This is a genomic window from Natronomonas sp., from assembly GCF_047616845.1.
In the GTDB taxonomy this organism is placed as follows: Archaea; Halobacteriota; Halobacteria; order Halobacteriales; family Haloarculaceae; genus Natronomonas.
In genome coordinates this window covers 29,378-46,343 of sequence record NZ_JBLGBY010000005.1, presented here as the reverse complement: position 1 = coordinate 46,343, position 16,966 = coordinate 29,378, and the positions used below count along the sequence as shown (strand labels likewise).

Genomic DNA, 16,966 nt, shown 5'->3' with positions numbered 1-16,966 from the left:
GGTGTTGCGTAAAACGACGCGTATGACGCTCGGCTGACGGTGCTGTTTCCGCGGCGGTGCCGTCACTCGACGGATTCGGCGGGGGTGCCCCCGACGGCATCGAGGAGGTCACATTTCCGGCAGACGTCGTTTTTCGTCGGCGCGCCACAGCGTTCACATTCGCCACGGGCACCGTCGCCGTTGCGGTAGGCTTCGGCAGCCAGCCTCGCCAGCTCCTCGTAGCCGGACATGATGGAGTGACGCGTCCCCGGGTGGTTCTCCTCGAGTTCGTGGAGGTGGTCGCGAAGTTCGCCACGGTACGCCTCGCTGGCGTGGGGACACTCCGCCATGTGCGTCGGGAGGTCACGCAGGTGCGCATAGAGGGCGACCTCCTTTTCGGGGATGTCCCGCAGTGGTTTGGCTCGGGGAACGAAGGGGGCGTCGCCGACCTCTCGCTCCTCGAAGTCACCCAGCGAGGCGTCGAAGTGTTTCGCGACCTGTTTGATATCGCCCGAAAGGAGGTTCATCATCGCGGTCTGAGCCTCGTCATCGAGATTGTGGCCGGTCAGGAGTTTGTCGGCGTCGTACTCCTGGGCGTATCCCGCAAGCGCATCGCGGCGGAACACGCCGCAGTACGCACAGGGGGCCATGTTCAACGGGTCGTCGGCGGCGACGTCGTCCATCTCGATGCCGTACTCGTCGGCGTAGCTGACGACCTCGTGTTCGATGTCGAGGTCGTCGGTCAACTCGATGCAGGCGTCGAGTGAGGCGTCGCGGTAGCCCTCGATGCCCTCGTGGATGGTGAGTGCGACCAGCTCGATGCGGGGGTCGTCGGCGAACGTCTCGTGGAGAATCTGTGTGAGGACGACGCTGTCCTTGCCGCCGGACAGGCCGATGAGCCACGTCTCGGGGTTGTCGGGCCTGGTGTCGGGTGCGAGCATGCTATCCTCGCGGATGCGCTTGCGCACCCGGGTGTCGACGGATTCCCGAAAGTGCGTCTCGCACATATGCATCCCCGAGTAGGCGGCGTGCATGACGGCCTCGCGGCCGCATTTGTCACACTCCATTACCTGACGATTGCCGATACGGCGGCATACCGGTTTCGACTCGAGAGATCCGCTGCCTCAGCCCAGCGGCATCCAGGTGCAGGCCCCCAACGCGACGAGAAACTGTTTTCGGCGCTGCCCCGCTACTGACGTCAATGAGTTTCAGCCGTGCGGAGGCCGTCGACCGCCTGCGCGATATCGTCGAGACAGTCACATCCGAGCCGATTCCCGTCCCGGTTCGAGAGGTGTGGGTGTACGGCGACATCGTGCTCGGGATGGATCCGGTCGACCGTCTGGACGTGTATCTGACGAAAGACCTGCTGTTCAAGGACGCCCCCGACCGCGAGCCGGCGTTCAAAGAGCGCCTCGGCGTCGCCGGCGTCGGCAAGACCGTCTCGGCAGCCTGGGCCGACGAGCACCCGGAGTACGTCCGCGCCAACGCGAACGGTCACGTAGCCCCCGAGAAATGCCTCGCCGCACACCTGCTTGACGATGCCGAACCCATCCATCTGGAGGTGTGTAACACGGGCTTTGAGAACAACGTCACCCAGCGGCTCAAGGGTGCCCGTGCCCGTGACGATTACACGCAGTTGCTCGACCCTCGCGCGGCCTGTCTGTGGGTGGACTCGGACGAGGGTGGGCAGACGAGCGAGGAGGCGTTCCGGAAGCTCGAAACCGGCGAGTTCGTCTTCCCGACGCTTTCGGCCTCCCTGGAGATGCTCGGCATGGACGAGGCCGAGGCCAGCGAGGCCGCAGCCGAGCTCAAAGCGTACCACGAGAACCAGGACGGCGTCACGGTTCGCGGCGACGTCGTGTAACGGCGGCCTGCGTCACTTTCCTCACCGAAAAGCGTTTGCCGATAGTATCCGATTGCGTCGCCATGGGAGCCCTCCACACCATTGTGACAGCGAGTAGCATTCCGATCGTCCCCGCACAGGCCGGCGGTGCGTTCCTGCTCGGCCTGCTTCTGTTCGTCATCTTCGCCATCGTTCTCCCGTACTGGGTGTACACGGACGCGAAGTCGAAGGGTAGCGACAACGCCCTGCTGTGGGCGATTATCGTGTTCCTCGCGCCATTGCTCGGCCTCGTGCTGTACCTGCTGCTCGGTGACGATTACTAACGAACGGGAGAAATCGAGCCGCGTTACCGAAGGTCGGAAACGAGCGGGGCGTCTACTTCGCCGGCGTCGTAGCGTTTGCGACGGCCTCCGTCGGCGCGGATGGTGTCGGTTTCGTCTTCGGTGGGCATGACGGGAACGAGCGGCTCGATTTCGTCTCGGGTCATCTGTCTTGTACCAGATTCTACACGGTCTTAAACCTTAATGATTGTTAGTCAAAGTTACGGCAATCCTTGCCAGCCGGCTATCCCAACTTTTAGGTACGGAAACGAAGCACTCGAAAGCAAATGGTCGAAGCGTTCGCGGTTGCCTCCGGGAAAGGCGGCACCGGCAAGACGACGAGCACGCTTGCACTCGGGATGGCGCTGGCCGACGAGTACGACGTGACCGTCGTCGACGCCGACACCGGGATGGCGAACCTCCTGTTTCACGCCGGTCTCGCAGACGTCGAGACGACGCTTCACGACGTCCTCGTCGAGGGGGGAGCCCCCGTCGAGGCGGCCACCTACGAGCGGTTCGGGATGTCGGTCGTTCCCTGCGGCACCTCGCTTGCGGCCTTCGAGTCGGCCGACCCCGAGCGACTGCGTGCGGCCGTCGCCGAACTCGCGGCCGACACCGACGTGCTGTTGCTCGACTCGCCGGCGACGCTCGGCTCGAAAAGCGCCGTCCTCCCCATCGTGTTGGCCGACCGCGTCGTGGTCGTCCTCCAGCCGACCATCCCCGCCGTCTCGGACGGGCTGAAAGTTCAGGAGTACGCGCTGTCGTACGGCTCCGACATTGCCGGGACGATCTTCAATCGCGTGCAAGGCGACGTCACGAATGCCGCCGAGAAGGCCGACCGCTACTTCGAGGGGCCGCTGCTCGCGACGGTGCCGGAAAGCGACGCGGTGCGGGCTGCCCGCTCGGCCGGTGAACCCCTCCTCGCGCACGCCCCTGACTCGCCTGCCGCGGCCGCCTATCGGGAGGCTGCTGATGGGCTGGCTCCCCGTGACGGCGACGAGGACGCCGTCGCCGAGCGGTTCCGAACCGCGGTCATCCCCGACCCGCCATGATACCGGACGGCGACATCTTGCGCTCGCGGGTCGTCACCGATCTCGCGGTCGCGCTTGAGGATGTCCTCGACCGCCGCCTCGACGGTTACGCCGTTCTGGAATCTCGCGCTGCGCTCCTCGGTGAAACCGACACCGCCGCCGACGCGCGCGGCGTCCTCACGTTCGAGGACGGCGTTCCCACCCTCGCCTACCACGCCGGCACCGACCGCGGCGGGCCGCCAGCGCTGGCCGATATCGGCGCCGGCCCCCATCGGTTCGACCTCTACGCGCTCGATGCGGCCGACCTCGACGTGCCACACGCGGCCGATGCCCTCCGCATCCCGCCGGGCATGCCCGCGGAACGACTGGCCGGTGACTCAGCGCTGGCCGAGCGAACCCGGAGGATAGCAACGAACGACCACACGACGGACGGCGACGCCCTCTCCGCGTTCCTCGATAACGAGGCAGCCGTCGAAGACATCCGAGAATCGGCACGGCAGGAGGCGACTCGGCGCGCCGAAGAGTGGGGCTTCGACGACGCCATCGACCGGGACTGATAGCCAGATACATCAAACTCCTGCTGCTCGCGGCGCTTTGGGATGGCCCATATTATACGCGCCCCAGATACTTGTGTATTGTTAACAAGCCATATGGCGCTCGACCGACTACGTCCATTGTTATGAGCTCCACAGGGCCGCCCGGTCCCGGAAAGCGCGACATCGTCGCGATGCTCCCGGACGCCGTCCGAAACGACCCGCTCCAGTCAGCGACCGCGCTCCGGGAGGACTACGGCGATGTCGTCAAGTTCCCGTATCATCCGAGCGTCGGTGGCAGCGGCTATCTCGTCTGTCACCCCGACGATATCCGCACCGTCCTCCTGACCGAGCAGACGAAGTTCCGCGCCCACGAGACCCGCGCACGCGAGGATTTCAAGGTCGTGATGGGCGAGGGGCTGGTCACGAGCGACGGCGACCACTGGCTCCGACAGACGCGGATGATCACGCCGATGTTCCACAAACAGAGCGTCGAGCGGTTCTGTGACCTCTTCGTTCGAGAGGCCCGACGCGCCGCCGCCGAACACGACCCCGGCGAGGAGTTCGAACTCCTCCGGGAGGCCAAACGCATCGCGCTCAGAATCATCGGGCAGGCGCTTTTCAGTACCAACCTCGAGGAGCGTGAGCCCGACATCTACGAGGCGCTGACGACGCTCCGGAACGGCTTCAAGCGGCGTAACTACTCGCCGGTGTCGCCGCCGCTGTGGATGCCGACGCCCGAGAACCGCCGCATCCACGAGGCCCGGGACTTGCTGTGGACGGTGGCCGAAGAGCTCATCGAGGAGCGCCGCGGCGACGCCGACGCCGAAACCGACCTGCTGTCGCTGCTGCTCACCGCTGAGGACGAGGTGACGGGCGAATCCATGACCGACGAGGAGGTTCGCGACGAGGTCATCACGTTCCTCATCGCCGGCCACACCACCATCGCCGCCGCGCTGACGTGGACGTGGTATCTGCTCGCCTCGAACCCCGCGGCGCACCGCCGGCTTTACGAGTCGGTTCGGGACGTCGACCTCGATTCACCGTCGCTGGAAACGATTGGCGACCTCGAGGAGGCGACCCGCGTCGTCAAGGAGACGCTCCGGCTCTATCCGTCGGTGCCGTTGATGGGCCGGGAGACCGACGAGCCGGTCGAACTCGGGGGCTACGATATCCCCGAATCGGCGACGCTCATCATCTCGCCGTATCTCGCCCACCGGGACGCTCGCTTCTGGGAGTGCCCGTCGGCGTTCGACCCCGACCGCTTCCGCCCCGAGCGAAGCGACGACCGCCACGAGTTCGCCTACTTCCCCTTCTCGGCTGGCTCGCACATGTGCACCGGCCGGGAGCTCGCAATGCTCGAGTTGCCGCTCGTCATCTCGGCGGTCGTCGCCGAGCGCCGCTGGACGTTCGCCGACGGCACGGTGCCCGATGTCGACCCTGATTTCGGCATCAACCTCGAACCCGACAACCCCATCGAGATGCGTTCGGAGCCGTGGCCGTAGGCGGTCGGAACTTTTGTTGCCGTCGGCGTCGCACTCCGAGTAATGCAGGAAATCGACGGCGCCGAGGGCGGCGGCCAGATCATCCGCACGGCAATCTCGCTCTCGGCGCTCTCCGGTGAGCCGATTCGTATCGAGAACGTCCGCGGCAACCGCTCGACCCCCGGCCTTCGCCCGCAGCACCTCGCCGCTATCGACGCCGCAGCCGAACTCTGCGGCGCCTCGGTCGAGGGCGCCGAGCAGGAATCGGAGACGCTCGTGTTCGAGCCGAACGAGGTGCAGGCTACCGACGTCTCCGTCGACGTCGGCACCGCCGGCAGCGTCGCGCTCGTTCTCGACACCGTCCTCCCGCTTGCGGTGGCACTCGATGACCCCGCGTCGGTCACCGTCTCCGGGGGCACGGACGTCAAATGGGCGCCGCCGGTCGGCTACCATCGGCACGTGAAACTCCCGCTGCTCGCCGAGGCCGGCCTCGAGGCGTCCCTCTCCGTCGACGAGCGCGGCTTCTACCCCTTGGGCGGCGGCGAGACGACGCTCTCGCTTGCCCCCTCCTCGCTATCGCCGCTGGCGTTCGAGGGGCGCGGCGACCTCCGCCGCATCGAGGTGTACTCGACGGCAGAGGCGGCGCTCGAAGACGCCGATGTCGCCGAGCGGCAGGCTTCCGCGGCGGCCGAAAACGCCGATATCGACGTCCCGATGGGCACCGAGACGAACTACGTCGAGGCCGACTGCACGGGGTCGGTCGTCGTTCTGGCGGCCGTCTACGAGCGAAGCCGAGCGGGATTCGCAGCACTCGGGTCGGCAGGAACGCCCTCCGAGGAGGTGGCCGCGGAGGCGGCTGCGGCGTTCCAGAAATTCCACGACGGGCCGGGCGCGGTCGATTCCCATCTCGCCGACCAGCTCATGGTGTTTCAAGCGCTCGCGGGCGATGCCGTTTACGCGCCAGAACTGACGAGTCACATGGAGACGAACCGTACGGTCATCGAGCAGTTCGGCTACGACATCAGTATCGAGGAACGCGACGACGGCATCATTATCGAGAGTTAAGCAGTCCCGCTCACACCGGATATTCGGCGTCGGGGTCGACGACGCGGTCGACCTCGTCGGGCATCTCCCAGTCGGTCGCGAGCTGGAGAAACTGCACGAGCATCCGGCCCGTGGCGCCCCAGACGGTGTAGCCGTCGACGTGGAAGAAGTGGAGTCGAATCTCGCCGTAGTGTGGGTGGTCGCGGCGCTCGGATTCGTAGTTCGAGAGGTCGATGAGGTCGTCCAAGGAGAGCACGGCGATTTCGGCCACCTCGCGCTCGTCGGGGGTGTATTCGCGGTCGGGGACGCGCGCGACGAACGGCCGGACGGCGTACTCGGTTATCGTGCGGATGTCGTCGAGGCGGCCAACGACTTCGACCTCGGAGGGCCGGAGGCCGATCTCCTCGAAGCCCTCGCGTTTCGCGGTGGCTTCGAGGTCGTCGTCGCTCGGCTCACGGCCGCCGCCGGGGAAGCTCATCTGGCCGGGATGTTCCCCGAGGTGGTCGGCCCGTTTCGTGAACAGCAACGCCTCGTCGTCGGAACGAGTGATGACCGGCGCGAGGATGGCGGCCTCCCGCTCGGCCCCGGACACCTCGGCCGGCTCGTGTGCGGCCACTCGCTCCCAGTCCATACCCCTCATAATGGCCGGGCGCTCTTAGTTCGTCCCATCGGCAGCGTCGAGTCGCTCCCGGACGCTCCCGAGGTCGACGCCACCCCACGCTTCGAGGTCGTAGCTCACGTCGAGCAGTTCGTCGGCCCGCTCGGTGTCGCCGGCGGCGACGGCCTGTGCGGCTTCGACTCGGAGTCGTTCTTCGGCCGCCCGCCCGACGGCCGCGCGGTCGATACCCCGCGACTCTACGTCGAGGATGTGCGGGAGGTCTTCGGCGCCGTCAGGCAGCGTCGGGAATGCTGCGGGGCCGGGCGCAAGCAGCTCCTCGCTTTCGTCACCACGCTCGAAGGCGACCAGTGCGAAGGCATCGATGGCGTCGTCGATGGCGTCCTCGGGGACATCGGCCCCCTGTCTGTAGGCGAGTTCGGAGAGGGCCTCGGCCAACTCCCCGCGCGTGAGCGCGCCGAAGAGGTCGACGATGCCGGCCAGGTCGTCGGGCGTGAACATATCTGCGGGAGCGAGAGCCTCGGTCAAGAGCCTTCCGGCGTCACGCCGAGCGGTTCCTCCTCCGTGGTCGCTGCCCGAAGGTCGTCAGCCGCGGCCGCAACGACATCGGTCGGCTCGATAGGGGCGTTGCGCCACGCCGGCAGTCGCGTATCCTCGCCAGGCGGCGCGATGCCCTCGGCGTAGGTGTCGACCTGCTGGCGTTCGTCGGTGCGGTCGTATTCGAGGCCGTTGAACGCCGCATCGAGCGCGTAATCGTCGATGAGCCGCTCGGCGGCCGACCGGTAGCGTTGTCCCAGCGTCGCATACGAGGGGTCACCGCCGTTGTCCTCGACGGCGCGGAACAGCGCCGCGGCGACCTGCTCGGACATGTCTTCGAGGCCGCTCGGCCCCGACACGGAGCGGTGGTCGTGTTCGTGGACGCCGAGGTCAACCTGTGCGCTGCCCGACGCGCCGACGAGGCGGAACGCCTCCCCGAGCGTGCCGACCTCGAGTCCCCAGTCGCGCTGGATGCGCATCTCGCGGGCGAGGTCGCCATGCATCGCGAACTCGCCGGCCAGGGCGTACCGGAACGCACCGAGATACTCGAGGATGGCCGCGTCGTCGTCATCCGAAAGCGCCTCGACCATCGGCCGGTAGAACAGCCGGAAGAGGCGCCCGTACAGCCGGCCGTTCTCGACGCGGGCGTAGTACCCCTTCGAGAACTCACGGCCGTTCGCCAGCGGATAGAGCAGCTTCGGGACGTGGTGTTCGTCGTACGTTTTCGCGTCCGCGTCGTGGACGACGACGTACTCCTGTTCGGCGGCGAGGCCGAGCGCGAGCCACACGTCGCGGCCCTTTCCGCGCGTGCCGTTGAGGCCGTGGTCGTGAAGCAACTTTCCGAGTTTCGGGCCGTCACACCACAGCACGTCGAGCGGCAACTCGAACCCGGCGAGCCACTCGGCGACGGCCTCGACGCGCTCCGCCGAGGCACGTAACGGAACGATGACCCGTGCTGGGTCGACAGCCTCCAGCGCCGAAAGGACACGTTCGGCGGCGAGGCCGGCGTGTTCCCGCTCGGTCATGGGAACGACGACGGCGGCGCGGTCGGTCGGCGCCGACGGCGCGGCGTCACCGAAATCGTGGAGCGTCGTCACCCGCTCCTGGACGTATTCCATTACCGGATGGACGGGCTACGGCTCGAAAAAGGGCGTCGTTCCGGCATTCCGTGCGGGGTTACGCGGCCGGTTCGCTGGCCCGCGATTCCGGCCGGCCGCCGGCGGGGAGCCGCCCGGCCCGATAGAGAACGAACATGACGACGACGACACCACCGACGGCGGCCGCAAGTCCCTGGAAGACGACCGTGTAGCTGACGCCGCGGGCGACGGCCGTGCCGACCGACCCCGACCCGAGCGCCTGAACGAACATCATCGTCGAGGAATACAGCGCGTAGGCGCTCGCGCGGTGTTTGTCGGGCAACGAGGCGAGCATATAGGTGTCGACGGCCGGGAACAGCGAGTGGATGACGTAGCCGAGCAGGAGGCTGACCGCGCCGACGGCAATGAGTCCCTCGGCCAGCGTCAACGCGACGACGCACACCACGAACCCACCGACGATGCTCAAAAGCAGCGGCACGTTCGGGAAGCGGTCGGCGAGTTGACCGGTGACGAGGAACGCGGGGACACCGGCGGCGAACATCATCGACAGCATCGCCCGCCCTGTCGCGGGGTCGATGCCTTTCACCGTCTCCAAATAGTCGCCGTAGAGGTTGAACACGCCGTTCCAGAGGAAGCCGGCGGCGCCGATGAAGGCGATGCCCGTGAGGATGATGGGCCACTGGGCGCGAGCAGCAGCGAGCAGGCTCCGGTCTTCGCCGCCGGCTTCCGGGAGGTCGGTTCGGCGGGCCGCCCACACGAGGAACGCGGTCGCCGCTGCCGCGACGCCGGCGATACAGAGGAACGTCGTTCGCCAGTCGCCGACCAGCAGGATGGCGCTGACCGCAAGCGGCGCCGTGACCGCTGCCAGTTGGCTCGCCATGCCGTGGATGCCGATGGCGCGGCCGACGCTCTCCGGGAACAGTTCGCTCACGAGGGGGTTTGCGGCGATGAAGTACATGCCGCTTGAGAGCCCCATCAGGAACGCGCCGATTGTGAGATGCGTGACCGACTGGGCGAACGCGGTGAACGCCGCGGTGACGACGAGCAGCATCCCTGTCGCTCCAACGACGTAGCGTCTGGGCACTCGCGTCAGCAGATAGCCGGTCGGGAGCCGGGGTGCGGCGCTGCCCATCCAGGCGGCGCTGGTGACGATGCCGAGCGAGGCGGCCGTCACGCCGAAATCGGCGGCCACCGGCTGGACGAGCGGCGCGAAGACCACCCGTGCGAGGTTGACCAGAAACACCATCGCACAGAGCGACCCGAACAGTTCGCGGCGGGACACAGTGGCGGTTCGGGGCCCCGCGATTTCAACGGATCGAACTGTGTTCGACTCCGCCGCGTCGGGCGGGTGCTGGATTTCACCAGGGCTCGCGTCGCTCGCGCCGCGTTACTCGAACACGGCGTCGAACGCGTCCGCCCCCATCGGCTCGAACGTGCCAGCCGCGATGTTCTCGCTGACGTGTTCGGGTGTGCCAGTCCCGACGAGCGAGCACGTCACACCGGGGGCGCTGCGAGCGAAGTTGATCGCTCGCTGGGCCGGCGTGTCACCGGACAGTTTCGCGTCGACGGCCTCGGGAATCCCGCCCGGCTCTGCGAGGTCGCCCTGCAGAATCGACGCCGACGTGAACACGTCGAGGCCCGCCTCGTGGGCCACCCGGAGGACGCTCTGTCGCTCTTCGGCCCCTTCGTGCACGTCGAGCGTGAACCCGTCGGCCATATGGACGTTGAACGGCAACTGGAGGGCCCGGAAGTGGGTTGCGTTCGTGCCAGCGCGGTCGGACGCCGCCTGGGCCCGAGCGACGACCTCCGAAAGCGAGAGGTACTTCTCGTGGTCTTCGGGCACGCGGAACGCCTCCCAGGTCGCGACGCCGTAGTGTCGGATATCGCCCGCCGCCGCCCGTTCTTCGAGTCGCGTGAACGCGTCTTCGAGCTTGTCGTACACCGTCTCGTGGTCGAACCGAGCCAGTTGGGCCTCGGGATTGTGGACGTAGTAGAGGTCAACCGTCTCGACGTCGAGATTCGCCAGCGAGCGGTCGAGACTCCAGCCAAGGAAATCGGGCGAGAGACAGTTGCCCATCACGAGGTCGTCGCGGTCGATGAGGCCGGTGTCGAGGAACTCCGATTCGATGTACGCCGAGGCGTCCGCCGGACGCTCACCGTCGAAAGGGACGAAGCCGCCCTTCGTCGAGAGCATGACGGCCTCGCGGTCGACGTCGGCGTCGTCGATGGCCCGGCCGACGGTTCGTTCGGAGCGCTGGTGGCGGTAGTTCACCGCCGTATCGACGACGTTGATGCCGTTCTCCAGCGCCTCGACGATGGCGTCGTGGTACCGCTCGTCGGCGGTGTCGGTCGCGTCACCGAGATACGTGCCGACGCCGACCGAGGAGACCAGACAGTCCGCGAACCGACGGAAATACGCGCGTGCGAACGACTCGTGAAAACGGTCGCGATAGGCCCACGTCGCCGATTTCGTCGCCATGCCAATCCGTAGACGTGTCGGACACAAAAGCGCCGCGTCCGTTCATACGGATTGTCGTACCAAATTACCAGCGAGGGCCGGTACGGCTCGTCGTTCGCCGGGAACCGACTGCAACAATCCGTATCAGTTCTCGTCAGCGCGGTAGGCGCCGATAGCCGCTCGATAGCCCTCCCGATACGTCGGGTACTCGAAGGGATAGCCCAGCTCGCGGAGCCGGTCGTTCGAGCAGCGCTTGCTCGTCAGGATGCGCCGGCGAGACGCCTCCGAGAGGCTGTCGTCGTCGAGCCGTTCCGCTTTCGCCCGTTTCGGGGGCGCCTTGACGCCGCATTCTTCAGCCAGCCAGTCGGCGAACGCCCATTTATCGACCGGCTCGTCGTCGACGGCAAGCAGCAGTTCCTCGTCCGTCGATTCGAGCATGAACCGAACCACGCCGGCGGCGTCGTCGCGGTGGATCATGTTCAGATATCCCTCCGTGACCGGCCCCTCGATGTAGCGTTCGAGCCGGTAGCGGTCGGGGCCGTAGAGCCCGGCGAAGCGAGCGACAGCCCCGTCGATACCGTGTTCGGGTGCCACCTCGCGGGCGACGCGTTCGGCTTCAGCGAGGACGCGCGTCTTATCGGTCGTCGGGTCGAGCGGCGTCGTCTCATCGACCCAGCCGCCGTCGTGGTCGCCGTACACGCCCGTACTCGAGGTGTAGACGAGCGTTTCGGGGCTATCCTCGCGTCCACCGAACGTCTCGATGGCCGTCCGCAGCCCCTCGACGTAGACGCGTCGGGCAGCATCGGCGCCGCGGCCACCGGAGGAAGCCGCAAAGACGAGCGCGTCGACGTCCGGAACTGATTCGAGTGCAGCCGCGTCCGTTACGTCCGCCTGCACCGCTTCAGCGCCCGTCGCTTCGACGGCCGCGACGCCGTCATCGGAACGCCGCACGCCGACAACGTCGTGGTCGTCGTCGAGCTGGCGGGCGAGTTCGAGGCCGACGTAGCCGCAGCCGAGGATGGCGACCCTCATTTCTTTGACTCGATGTACTGATGCAGGAGCGCGAACTCCTCGAGCGTTATCGGGAACCGTCCCTCGACTTTCGATTGAATCTCGCGGGCTTCCAGTTGCCCGCCGATGCCGGATTCGACCGCCTCGACGTCGAGGACGGCGGTCGTCATGCCCATCAACAGCGCGTCGCGAGCCAGCGTGGCGATGGTTTCGGCGTCCGGCTTGTCTTCCAGAACCGCGAGGATGGCCGACGCTTCTTCCAGCGTCAGTTCCGGCGCGCTGCCATCTCGGAGCTCTCGAAGCGTCGCCCGTTCGACGCCCGAAGCGTCCGCGACCTCCTGTATCCCGTGTGCGTCGATGGCCGCTCTGAGCTCGGCCTCGTACAGCTCGCGCAGCTCTGCCGGCGTGTACTCGTGGGGATTTTCGGTGACCTCGTGAATCATACCCCCCGCTTTGGCCTCCCGATTGAAGTACGGTTCGGGGTCGCTGCCGTCACGGTGGCCACCCCGATGACCGCTCGTCGGGAACGCCGTTCGTATCGCCGACGCCGCTGCGCCCCGGCGGCACGACGACCACCACGGCCGTTTCGGTGCGAAAGGAGACGCGTGTGGCCGTCCCGAGACGCCGCCGCTCGCCGTCGTGATGAACCCACGCTGCCCGGCCATCCCGAAGATACGTCGTCGCTCCGGCCGGGCCGCCGCGATTGGCCCGAACCGCGAACCGCTCGTACGTGCCCCCGACACTGACATACCAGACGTTCGCCGTTGCATACCAGTACCCAGGAACAGGGGCGATGGGGAGGCCGGCCGGGAGCGACCCCATTCGTTTCCCGAGCGCACGCCGTCGGGCGCGCTCCTCGGCTGACTGGATGCCGTCCGAAGCCAGGGTTTCAAGCTGCTTGCGATACGACCTGCGTGCCGCAGCAGCGGCAGCCGTCGTCGGGCGTCGTGGCGGTCGGGCAGCGTCATCCCGGAGCGCGTCGTCGAGCGTGGTCTCCAGCCGAAGTCGAAGGCGTTCGCGCTCGACGCCATCCGCATCAGTCGAGTTGACCGCTTCGTCGACCACCGTTCCGTTCGCCAGTGCCAGCGCAGCGTCAGCGGTCGTGGCGTCGGTTTCCAGTGACTGCCTGGCGGCCTGTTCGGAGATGCCCGAATCGACCATCGCGGCCAGCAACTCGCCGCGGACGTGGGCCGCCGATGCGGCGACCGCACGTTTCAGTGGCCGCCGTCGCTCCTTGGGCACGGATGTATCCATCGCTGCGAGCGTTTCCGCGGCCGTCGAAAGCGCGACGCGGTCGCCGCCGATGAACGGGATTCGATTGACGAGTGATTTGGCAATCCGCCCGTGAGGGGTCACGAAGACGTTGACGTTGCGTGTCGATAGCGGGCGTATCGAGCCGCCGCCGCGGACATCGATGCGGTCGCGCTGCACGCTACCGGTCGGCAGATACGCCGGCGCAGTGTCGACCGCAAGCGAGAGGTTCCCTGCGGGGTCGGTGTACGATTCAGCCGTCGGCTGACTCGCTTGGCGGTGTGCTGCGAGCGCACCGTCGAGCCGGTCGTTGTCGAGGTATTCCGCAGTCGCGTCATCGATGCCAGCGTTGGTCTCGACGTGCCGGTCAGCTCGCGTTTCGAGCCGCGTCTCGACAGCGTCGAGATACGCGGCTTCGGCGGCGAGTCTCGCTCGATGCTGGGGCGTGGTTCCTGCGTCGCTTCGAAACCCCTCGCGTGTGTCGGCCAGCTCGTCTCGGAGCAGAGCCGGCGGATTCGCACGACCACCGCCGGCCGCTGGTGCCGAGACGGTCACCGAAACGTTTCGAACGTGCTGGTGGAGGCGGCGAAGACGCGATTCCAGCCGTGCGCGGTCGGTCGTGTGCTGTGCTGTCGCGGTCGCTCTCGCTGCCTCAGCTGTCGTCTGTCCGCTGGCCGCCGTTCGAGCAGCGCCTCGAAGACCGCCAGCCGACTGTGTTGCACGTCGCGTCGCTCGCTCCGTCGCGTTGGCCAGTCGGCCATCGAGTGCCCCCGCCGGCGCACCGTCGACCGGGAGCGTGCGAGCCTGTACGGCGACGCGTATGCGCGAGCGCCGTTCGACGGTGGCAGTCGTCGTTCGCGTCTCGTTGCCCCGTCGCCACGTTCGGGTCGTCGTCTCCGTTATAGTTGCATCGAAGGTCGCGCTCTCGCGCGTCTTCCAGCCGTCGGGTTTCGGTGGCGTCCCGTCGGCCCTCCGGAGTTCGACGCGACTGGTCGTGGTTACCCCGGTTCGCTCCCAGCCGCTGCCAGCGCTGTCGTCGCCCCGCTGGGTGCTACCGCGGTGTTCGCGCTCGACGTGGACGCGTGCCTCGACCGTCTGGACGCGTTCGATGAGTCGCGAGAGGTCGTCTTCGCTATCGATGCCGACGAGATCTGCGAGCGCCCGGTCGGCGGAGGCGTTGATGCCGACGCGTAGTTCCGGTGCTGGCGTCTGCCTCCGCCGTGCGCCGACGGGCTCGTGTGCGGGCTGTGCCGCATCGAGGCCGTTCGCAGCCTCCAGCACGTCGTCGGTTCGTGCCTTCTCACCACCAACTGCGGCTAACGCGTCGGTTACGGCGACTCGTCGACCGGCGGCTGCCATCCCGCGTCGGCCCGCCGGGTCGACCGCTCCGAACACCGCCCGCTGCTCAGCGAGGAGCGCATCGTTCGTCGCCACCTCCACGTGTCGCGTCGCGAGGACGTTACTGACGGGTGCGCCGCCGTACTGGGCGTAGCCGCGCGTCCAGACGAGCGGATAGAGCCGTGCGGTAAGCCGCCGCCCAGTGCCCGGCCTCGTGGCCGGTGCGTTCGCCCGCGTCTCGAACCGCGCTGTTCGGTCGTGCAACAGCAGGGACGGGTTGGCGATAACGAACGAGGGGGAGCGCTCGGCCGTTGCGATGATTCGGTTCCCGTCGGCTGCTATCAGCTCGACGCCATCCAGCTCGACCCGGAGCGCGGCGCCATCGCTGCCAGCTCGCTCGACTCGAACGCGCTCGATGGCAGTTCGATATCCCTCCGTTGTCGGTTCAATGGCCGGCAACGAGGCAGTCACGGTAACGCCACCACGTCGAACGGCGATCTCGCCGAGGCGGGCTCGCGCGCGAAGGTAGATGCGCAGTCGAAGTGCGTCCCGGAACGGTTGGCTCTCGTTCAGTGCGCGCCCTGCGGTCGTATTTGCCCGAGTGGTGACGGGCGCTGTCGCGGCGTCCGTCGCCGCTTCGTCGGCCGCCCCGCGGAGGGCGGTCGCCAGTTCCGCCGTCGCACCGTCGACCGCTCGGTCGGCAGCGGGCTTGCCCGGCGGGGCGTGGGTACCGACCGTCGCCGCGAGCGTCGTGCTAGATATCAGAAGCACCACGCCGACGAGCGCGAACGGAACGCGAGCGCGGTCGTTCACGGCTCCCACCGCCGAACCACGATGCGAACCTCGTCGGTCGTCACGTTGGCTGCGGCCGCCTCCGGCGTTCGATACTCTGCGCGAAGCGACTGCTCGAACCGGGCCGCGAGGGCGCTCGCAAGGATGCGGTTGGCTCGACGTGCATTCGCCGCCGTAATTGGGTCAGCCACGTCGATACCGAGGCCGAGCTTCGTCGTCGCCGTCCGGTACCGGGAGATTGCCCACGGCGCCGCTCGTGAATCCACAAGCGCTGCTCGTGTCCGCTCGGGCGGAAACAGCCGGTCGACGTACGCGCCCGCGAGCGCATCGGCAAGCGCAGTGAACGACGACCGGCGTTCCGGGGGCCGAACCCCCATGTCGACGGTCAGCGTCGTCACAGCAACATCGACGTGCTCCGGCGGCTCCGCCCCGAGCGTGAAACGACTGCTGACCGACGCGTTCCGGAACGGTTCCCACACCACGGTGACGAACGTCCGGTTGTCGACGTGTGCGACCGTCTCGTTTCTCGTGTTCCGTTGATACTCGGCGGTGGGCTGTGCTGTGTTTTCGACGGCTGCGGTCGCGAGATGGCCAGCCAGCGTGTCGTGTTGTAGCCGTCCGTCCGCCGTTGGCACCGCGGCCGTCACGGTCGCGAGTCTCGCTGCGGTCGCGTCCGCGCTCGGGGATTGGTCGCCCCCATCCGCTGGGGACACGGCCGCAAGCGTGGCGACGGCGGCGCTGATGAGCAGCAGACACACAGTGACGTCGAGCACTGTGCTCACGCCGCGCGCCATACACACACCTCCAGCCAACCGGGCCGAATCCGGCCCGGAGCGACGCGGACGCTGACGCGTCGGTGTTCGCACTCGGCCGACCGCGGTGCCGGTGGCCCGACGACCCAGCCCTCGTCGCCGGCATCAAGTGTCGCATTGAGTTCGTGGGCGGTCGGGCGGCTGGCCGTAGCCGCCGTCTCGAGCGGTGGAACGACCGCACCGAGTGTCGACGTTTCCGCGATGAGCCGATCGGCTGCAGTCGGCGCCAGGTTCCGGTCAGACGAGTGCGCCGGCAGCGTCGCGTCGACGGCGCCGATATACAGCGACAACCCCATGCCGACAGCGAAGACGGCGACCAGCGCGGCCACTGGTTCGGTTTGCCCCCTACCCGACGAGGACGACATCGGTTTCCTCCCATGAAATCCGGCGGACGAGGAGTCGGTCGGTTCGGTGCCACCGTGGGTCGGCCGCTCGCGCCGACTCGACGGCGCGCTCGAAGGCTTCGGCCGTCGCGAAGACGCGTTCCGGTGGTTCGCCGTGGAGGACGGCCAGCAACCGCTCGTTGGTGGTCGCCGGCGTCACTGGGCCGTATCCAAGCGTCGCGTGGGTCGTCTCGCCGGGGCCGCGGAGCGATACCGTATCGCGGCCGATGCGGACAGCGTCGGCAGCCGAGAGTGGATGCGATCCGACCGAGCCGTATCGACTCGCTGCGACGCTATCGACCGTTTCGGCTGCGCCGCTCGCGTCTGGCGGTGGCGCGGCTGGAACCGCACTCGCAACGCCGAACGCCGCCCCGCTGACGACGGTGAGCCCGAGCCAAACGTACAACGCATCGAGCGGGATGTCGAACATACGGCTC

19 protein-coding genes are annotated in these 16,966 nt (G+C 67.5%); 6 read left to right on the top strand and 13 right to left on the bottom strand.

Annotated features, from left to right (window positions below; genetic code table 11):
* Positions 1–62: 62 nt before the first annotated feature.
* Positions 63–1,046: a tRNA 2-thiolation protein NcsA gene (ncsA, locus tag ACI8UR_RS02100; RefSeq protein ID WP_411714240.1), complete on the bottom strand. Its 984-nt coding sequence runs from the start codon at positions 1,044–1,046 to the stop codon at positions 63–65.
* A gap of 134 nt (positions 1,047–1,180) precedes the next feature.
* Here ncsA and ACI8UR_RS02095 point away from each other — a divergent pair, with 134 nt between their 5' ends.
* Together ACI8UR_RS02095 and ACI8UR_RS02090 are read left to right on the top strand one after the other, a co-directional pair.
* Positions 1,181–1,843 carry a hypothetical protein gene (locus tag ACI8UR_RS02095; protein WP_411714241.1) on the top strand — a complete coding sequence of 221 codons (663 nt, stop codon included), beginning with the start codon at positions 1,181–1,183 and terminating at the stop codon, positions 1,841–1,843.
* A gap of 62 nt (positions 1,844–1,905) precedes the next feature.
* A complete protein-coding gene (locus ACI8UR_RS02090; RefSeq protein WP_411714242.1) occupies positions 1,906–2,145 on the top strand; it encodes a PLDc N-terminal domain-containing protein in 240 nt (79 codons plus the stop codon).
* A gap of 23 nt (positions 2,146–2,168) precedes the next feature.
* On the opposite strand, the gene ACI8UR_RS02085 is transcribed toward ACI8UR_RS02090, so the two are convergent.
* A complete protein-coding gene (locus ACI8UR_RS02085) occupies positions 2,169–2,309 on the bottom strand; it encodes a hypothetical protein (RefSeq protein WP_411714243.1) in 141 nt (46 codons plus the stop codon).
* Between the two features lie 120 nt (positions 2,310–2,429).
* Between ACI8UR_RS02085 and ACI8UR_RS02080 the strand changes: the two genes are divergently transcribed.
* From ACI8UR_RS02080 to rtcA, 4 genes are all read left to right on the top strand, one after another.
* Positions 2,430–3,194: an AAA family ATPase gene (locus tag ACI8UR_RS02080; protein WP_411714244.1), complete on the top strand. Its 765-nt coding sequence runs from the start codon at positions 2,430–2,432 to the stop codon at positions 3,192–3,194.
* Positions 3,191–3,730 carry a hypothetical protein gene (locus ACI8UR_RS02075; protein ID WP_411714245.1) on the top strand — a complete coding sequence of 180 codons (540 nt, stop codon included), beginning with the start codon at positions 3,191–3,193 and terminating at the stop codon, positions 3,728–3,730. Before ACI8UR_RS02080 ends, ACI8UR_RS02075 begins: the two co-directional genes overlap by 4 nt.
* A 122-nt stretch (positions 3,731–3,852) precedes the next feature.
* Positions 3,853–5,211 carry a cytochrome P450 gene (locus ACI8UR_RS02070; protein WP_411714246.1) on the top strand — a complete coding sequence of 453 codons (1,359 nt, stop codon included), beginning with the start codon at positions 3,853–3,855 and terminating at the stop codon, positions 5,209–5,211.
* Between the two features lie 42 nt (positions 5,212–5,253).
* Positions 5,254–6,255 (top strand): RNA 3'-terminal phosphate cyclase, encoded by a 1,002-nt coding sequence (gene rtcA, locus ACI8UR_RS02065; protein ID WP_411714247.1) that lies wholly within the window; start codon positions 5,254–5,256, stop codon positions 6,253–6,255.
* A 10-nt stretch (positions 6,256–6,265) separates the two neighbouring features.
* Here the strand turns inward: rtcA and ACI8UR_RS02060 are convergent, their stop codons facing one another.
* The 11 genes from ACI8UR_RS02060 to ACI8UR_RS02010 all read right to left on the bottom strand — a co-directional run bounded on the left by ACI8UR_RS02060 (position 6,266) and on the right by ACI8UR_RS02010 (position 16,959).
* Positions 6,266–6,865 (bottom strand): NUDIX hydrolase, encoded by a 600-nt coding sequence (locus ACI8UR_RS02060; protein WP_411714248.1) that lies wholly within the window; start codon positions 6,863–6,865, stop codon positions 6,266–6,268.
* Positions 6,866–6,889: 24 nt separating this feature from the next.
* Positions 6,890–7,351, bottom strand: coding sequence for a hypothetical protein (locus ACI8UR_RS02055; protein ID WP_411714249.1), 462 nt, complete (start codon positions 7,349–7,351; stop codon positions 6,890–6,892).
* A gap of 23 nt (positions 7,352–7,374) precedes the next feature.
* Positions 7,375–8,505 carry a glycosyl transferase family 2 gene (locus ACI8UR_RS02050; RefSeq protein WP_411714250.1) on the bottom strand — a complete coding sequence of 377 codons (1,131 nt, stop codon included), beginning with the start codon at positions 8,503–8,505 and terminating at the stop codon, positions 7,375–7,377.
* A 58-nt stretch (positions 8,506–8,563) separates the two neighbouring features.
* Entirely contained in the window at positions 8,564–9,766 is a 1,203-nt protein-coding gene (locus tag ACI8UR_RS02045) for an MFS transporter (protein WP_411714251.1), read from the bottom strand.
* A 105-nt stretch (positions 9,767–9,871) separates the two neighbouring features.
* Complete coding sequence (locus ACI8UR_RS02040) at positions 9,872–10,963, bottom strand: aldo/keto reductase (RefSeq protein ID WP_411714252.1); 1,092 nt, start codon at positions 10,961–10,963, stop codon at positions 9,872–9,874.
* 123 nt (positions 10,964–11,086) lie between these two features.
* Positions 11,087–11,974, bottom strand: coding sequence for an SDR family oxidoreductase (locus tag ACI8UR_RS02035; protein ID WP_411714253.1), 888 nt, complete (start codon positions 11,972–11,974; stop codon positions 11,087–11,089).
* Positions 11,971–12,396: a DUF5791 family protein gene (locus ACI8UR_RS02030; RefSeq protein ID WP_411714254.1), complete on the bottom strand. Its 426-nt coding sequence runs from the start codon at positions 12,394–12,396 to the stop codon at positions 11,971–11,973. The genes ACI8UR_RS02035 and ACI8UR_RS02030 overlap by 4 nt, the downstream gene beginning before the upstream one ends.
* A gap of 49 nt (positions 12,397–12,445) precedes the next feature.
* Positions 12,446–15,364 carry a hypothetical protein gene (locus ACI8UR_RS02025; protein ID WP_411714255.1) on the bottom strand — a complete coding sequence of 973 codons (2,919 nt, stop codon included), beginning with the start codon at positions 15,362–15,364 and terminating at the stop codon, positions 12,446–12,448.
* On the bottom strand, positions 15,352–16,128 hold the full coding sequence (locus tag ACI8UR_RS02020) for a hypothetical protein (RefSeq protein ID WP_415087502.1): 777 nt from the start codon (positions 16,126–16,128) through the stop codon (positions 15,352–15,354). Before ACI8UR_RS02020 ends, ACI8UR_RS02025 begins: the two co-directional genes overlap by 13 nt.
* Positions 16,113–16,475 (bottom strand): hypothetical protein, encoded by a 363-nt coding sequence (locus tag ACI8UR_RS02015; protein WP_411714026.1) that lies wholly within the window; start codon positions 16,473–16,475, stop codon positions 16,113–16,115. Before ACI8UR_RS02015 ends, ACI8UR_RS02020 begins: the two co-directional genes overlap by 16 nt.
* 16 nt (positions 16,476–16,491) lie before the next feature.
* Positions 16,492–16,959 (bottom strand): hypothetical protein, encoded by a 468-nt coding sequence (locus ACI8UR_RS02010; protein WP_411714027.1) that lies wholly within the window; start codon positions 16,957–16,959, stop codon positions 16,492–16,494.
* Positions 16,960–16,966: the final 7 nt, after the last annotated feature.

What these genes read in the sequence shown, in the direction of transcription:
- ncsA (WP_411714240.1), bottom strand. Translation starts at nt 1,046, where the DNA reads ATGGAGTGTGACAAATGCGGCCGCGAGGCCGTCATGCACGCCGCCTAC.
- ACI8UR_RS02095 (WP_411714241.1), top strand. Translation starts at nt 1,181, where the DNA reads ATGAGTTTCAGCCGTGCGGAGGCCGTCGACCGCCTGCGCGATATCGTC.
- ACI8UR_RS02090 (WP_411714242.1), top strand. Translation starts at nt 1,906, where the DNA reads ATGGGAGCCCTCCACACCATTGTGACAGCGAGTAGCATTCCGATCGTC.
- ACI8UR_RS02085 (WP_411714243.1), bottom strand. Translation starts at nt 2,309, where the DNA reads ATGACCCGAGACGAAATCGAGCCGCTCGTTCCCGTCATGCCCACCGAA.
- ACI8UR_RS02080 (WP_411714244.1), top strand. Translation starts at nt 2,430, where the DNA reads ATGGTCGAAGCGTTCGCGGTTGCCTCCGGGAAAGGCGGCACCGGCAAG.
- ACI8UR_RS02075 (WP_411714245.1), top strand. Translation starts at nt 3,191, where the DNA reads ATGATACCGGACGGCGACATCTTGCGCTCGCGGGTCGTCACCGATCTC.
- ACI8UR_RS02070 (WP_411714246.1), top strand. Translation starts at nt 3,853, where the DNA reads ATGAGCTCCACAGGGCCGCCCGGTCCCGGAAAGCGCGACATCGTCGCG.
- rtcA (WP_411714247.1), top strand. Translation starts at nt 5,254, where the DNA reads ATGCAGGAAATCGACGGCGCCGAGGGCGGCGGCCAGATCATCCGCACG.
- ACI8UR_RS02060 (WP_411714248.1), bottom strand. Translation starts at nt 6,865, where the DNA reads ATGGACTGGGAGCGAGTGGCCGCACACGAGCCGGCCGAGGTGTCCGGG.
- ACI8UR_RS02055 (WP_411714249.1), bottom strand. Translation starts at nt 7,351, where the DNA reads ATGTTCACGCCCGACGACCTGGCCGGCATCGTCGACCTCTTCGGCGCG.
- ACI8UR_RS02050 (WP_411714250.1), bottom strand. Translation starts at nt 8,505, where the DNA reads ATGGAATACGTCCAGGAGCGGGTGACGACGCTCCACGATTTCGGTGAC.
- ACI8UR_RS02040 (WP_411714252.1), bottom strand. Translation starts at nt 10,963, where the DNA reads ATGGCGACGAAATCGGCGACGTGGGCCTATCGCGACCGTTTTCACGAG.
- ACI8UR_RS02035 (WP_411714253.1), bottom strand. Translation starts at nt 11,974, where the DNA reads ATGAGGGTCGCCATCCTCGGCTGCGGCTACGTCGGCCTCGAACTCGCC.
- ACI8UR_RS02030 (WP_411714254.1), bottom strand. Translation starts at nt 12,396, where the DNA reads ATGATTCACGAGGTCACCGAAAATCCCCACGAGTACACGCCGGCAGAG.
- ACI8UR_RS02020 (WP_415087502.1), bottom strand. Translation starts at nt 16,128, where the DNA reads ATGGCGCGCGGCGTGAGCACAGTGCTCGACGTCACTGTGTGTCTGCTG.
- ACI8UR_RS02010 (WP_411714027.1), bottom strand. Translation starts at nt 16,959, where the DNA reads ATGTTCGACATCCCGCTCGATGCGTTGTACGTTTGGCTCGGGCTCACC.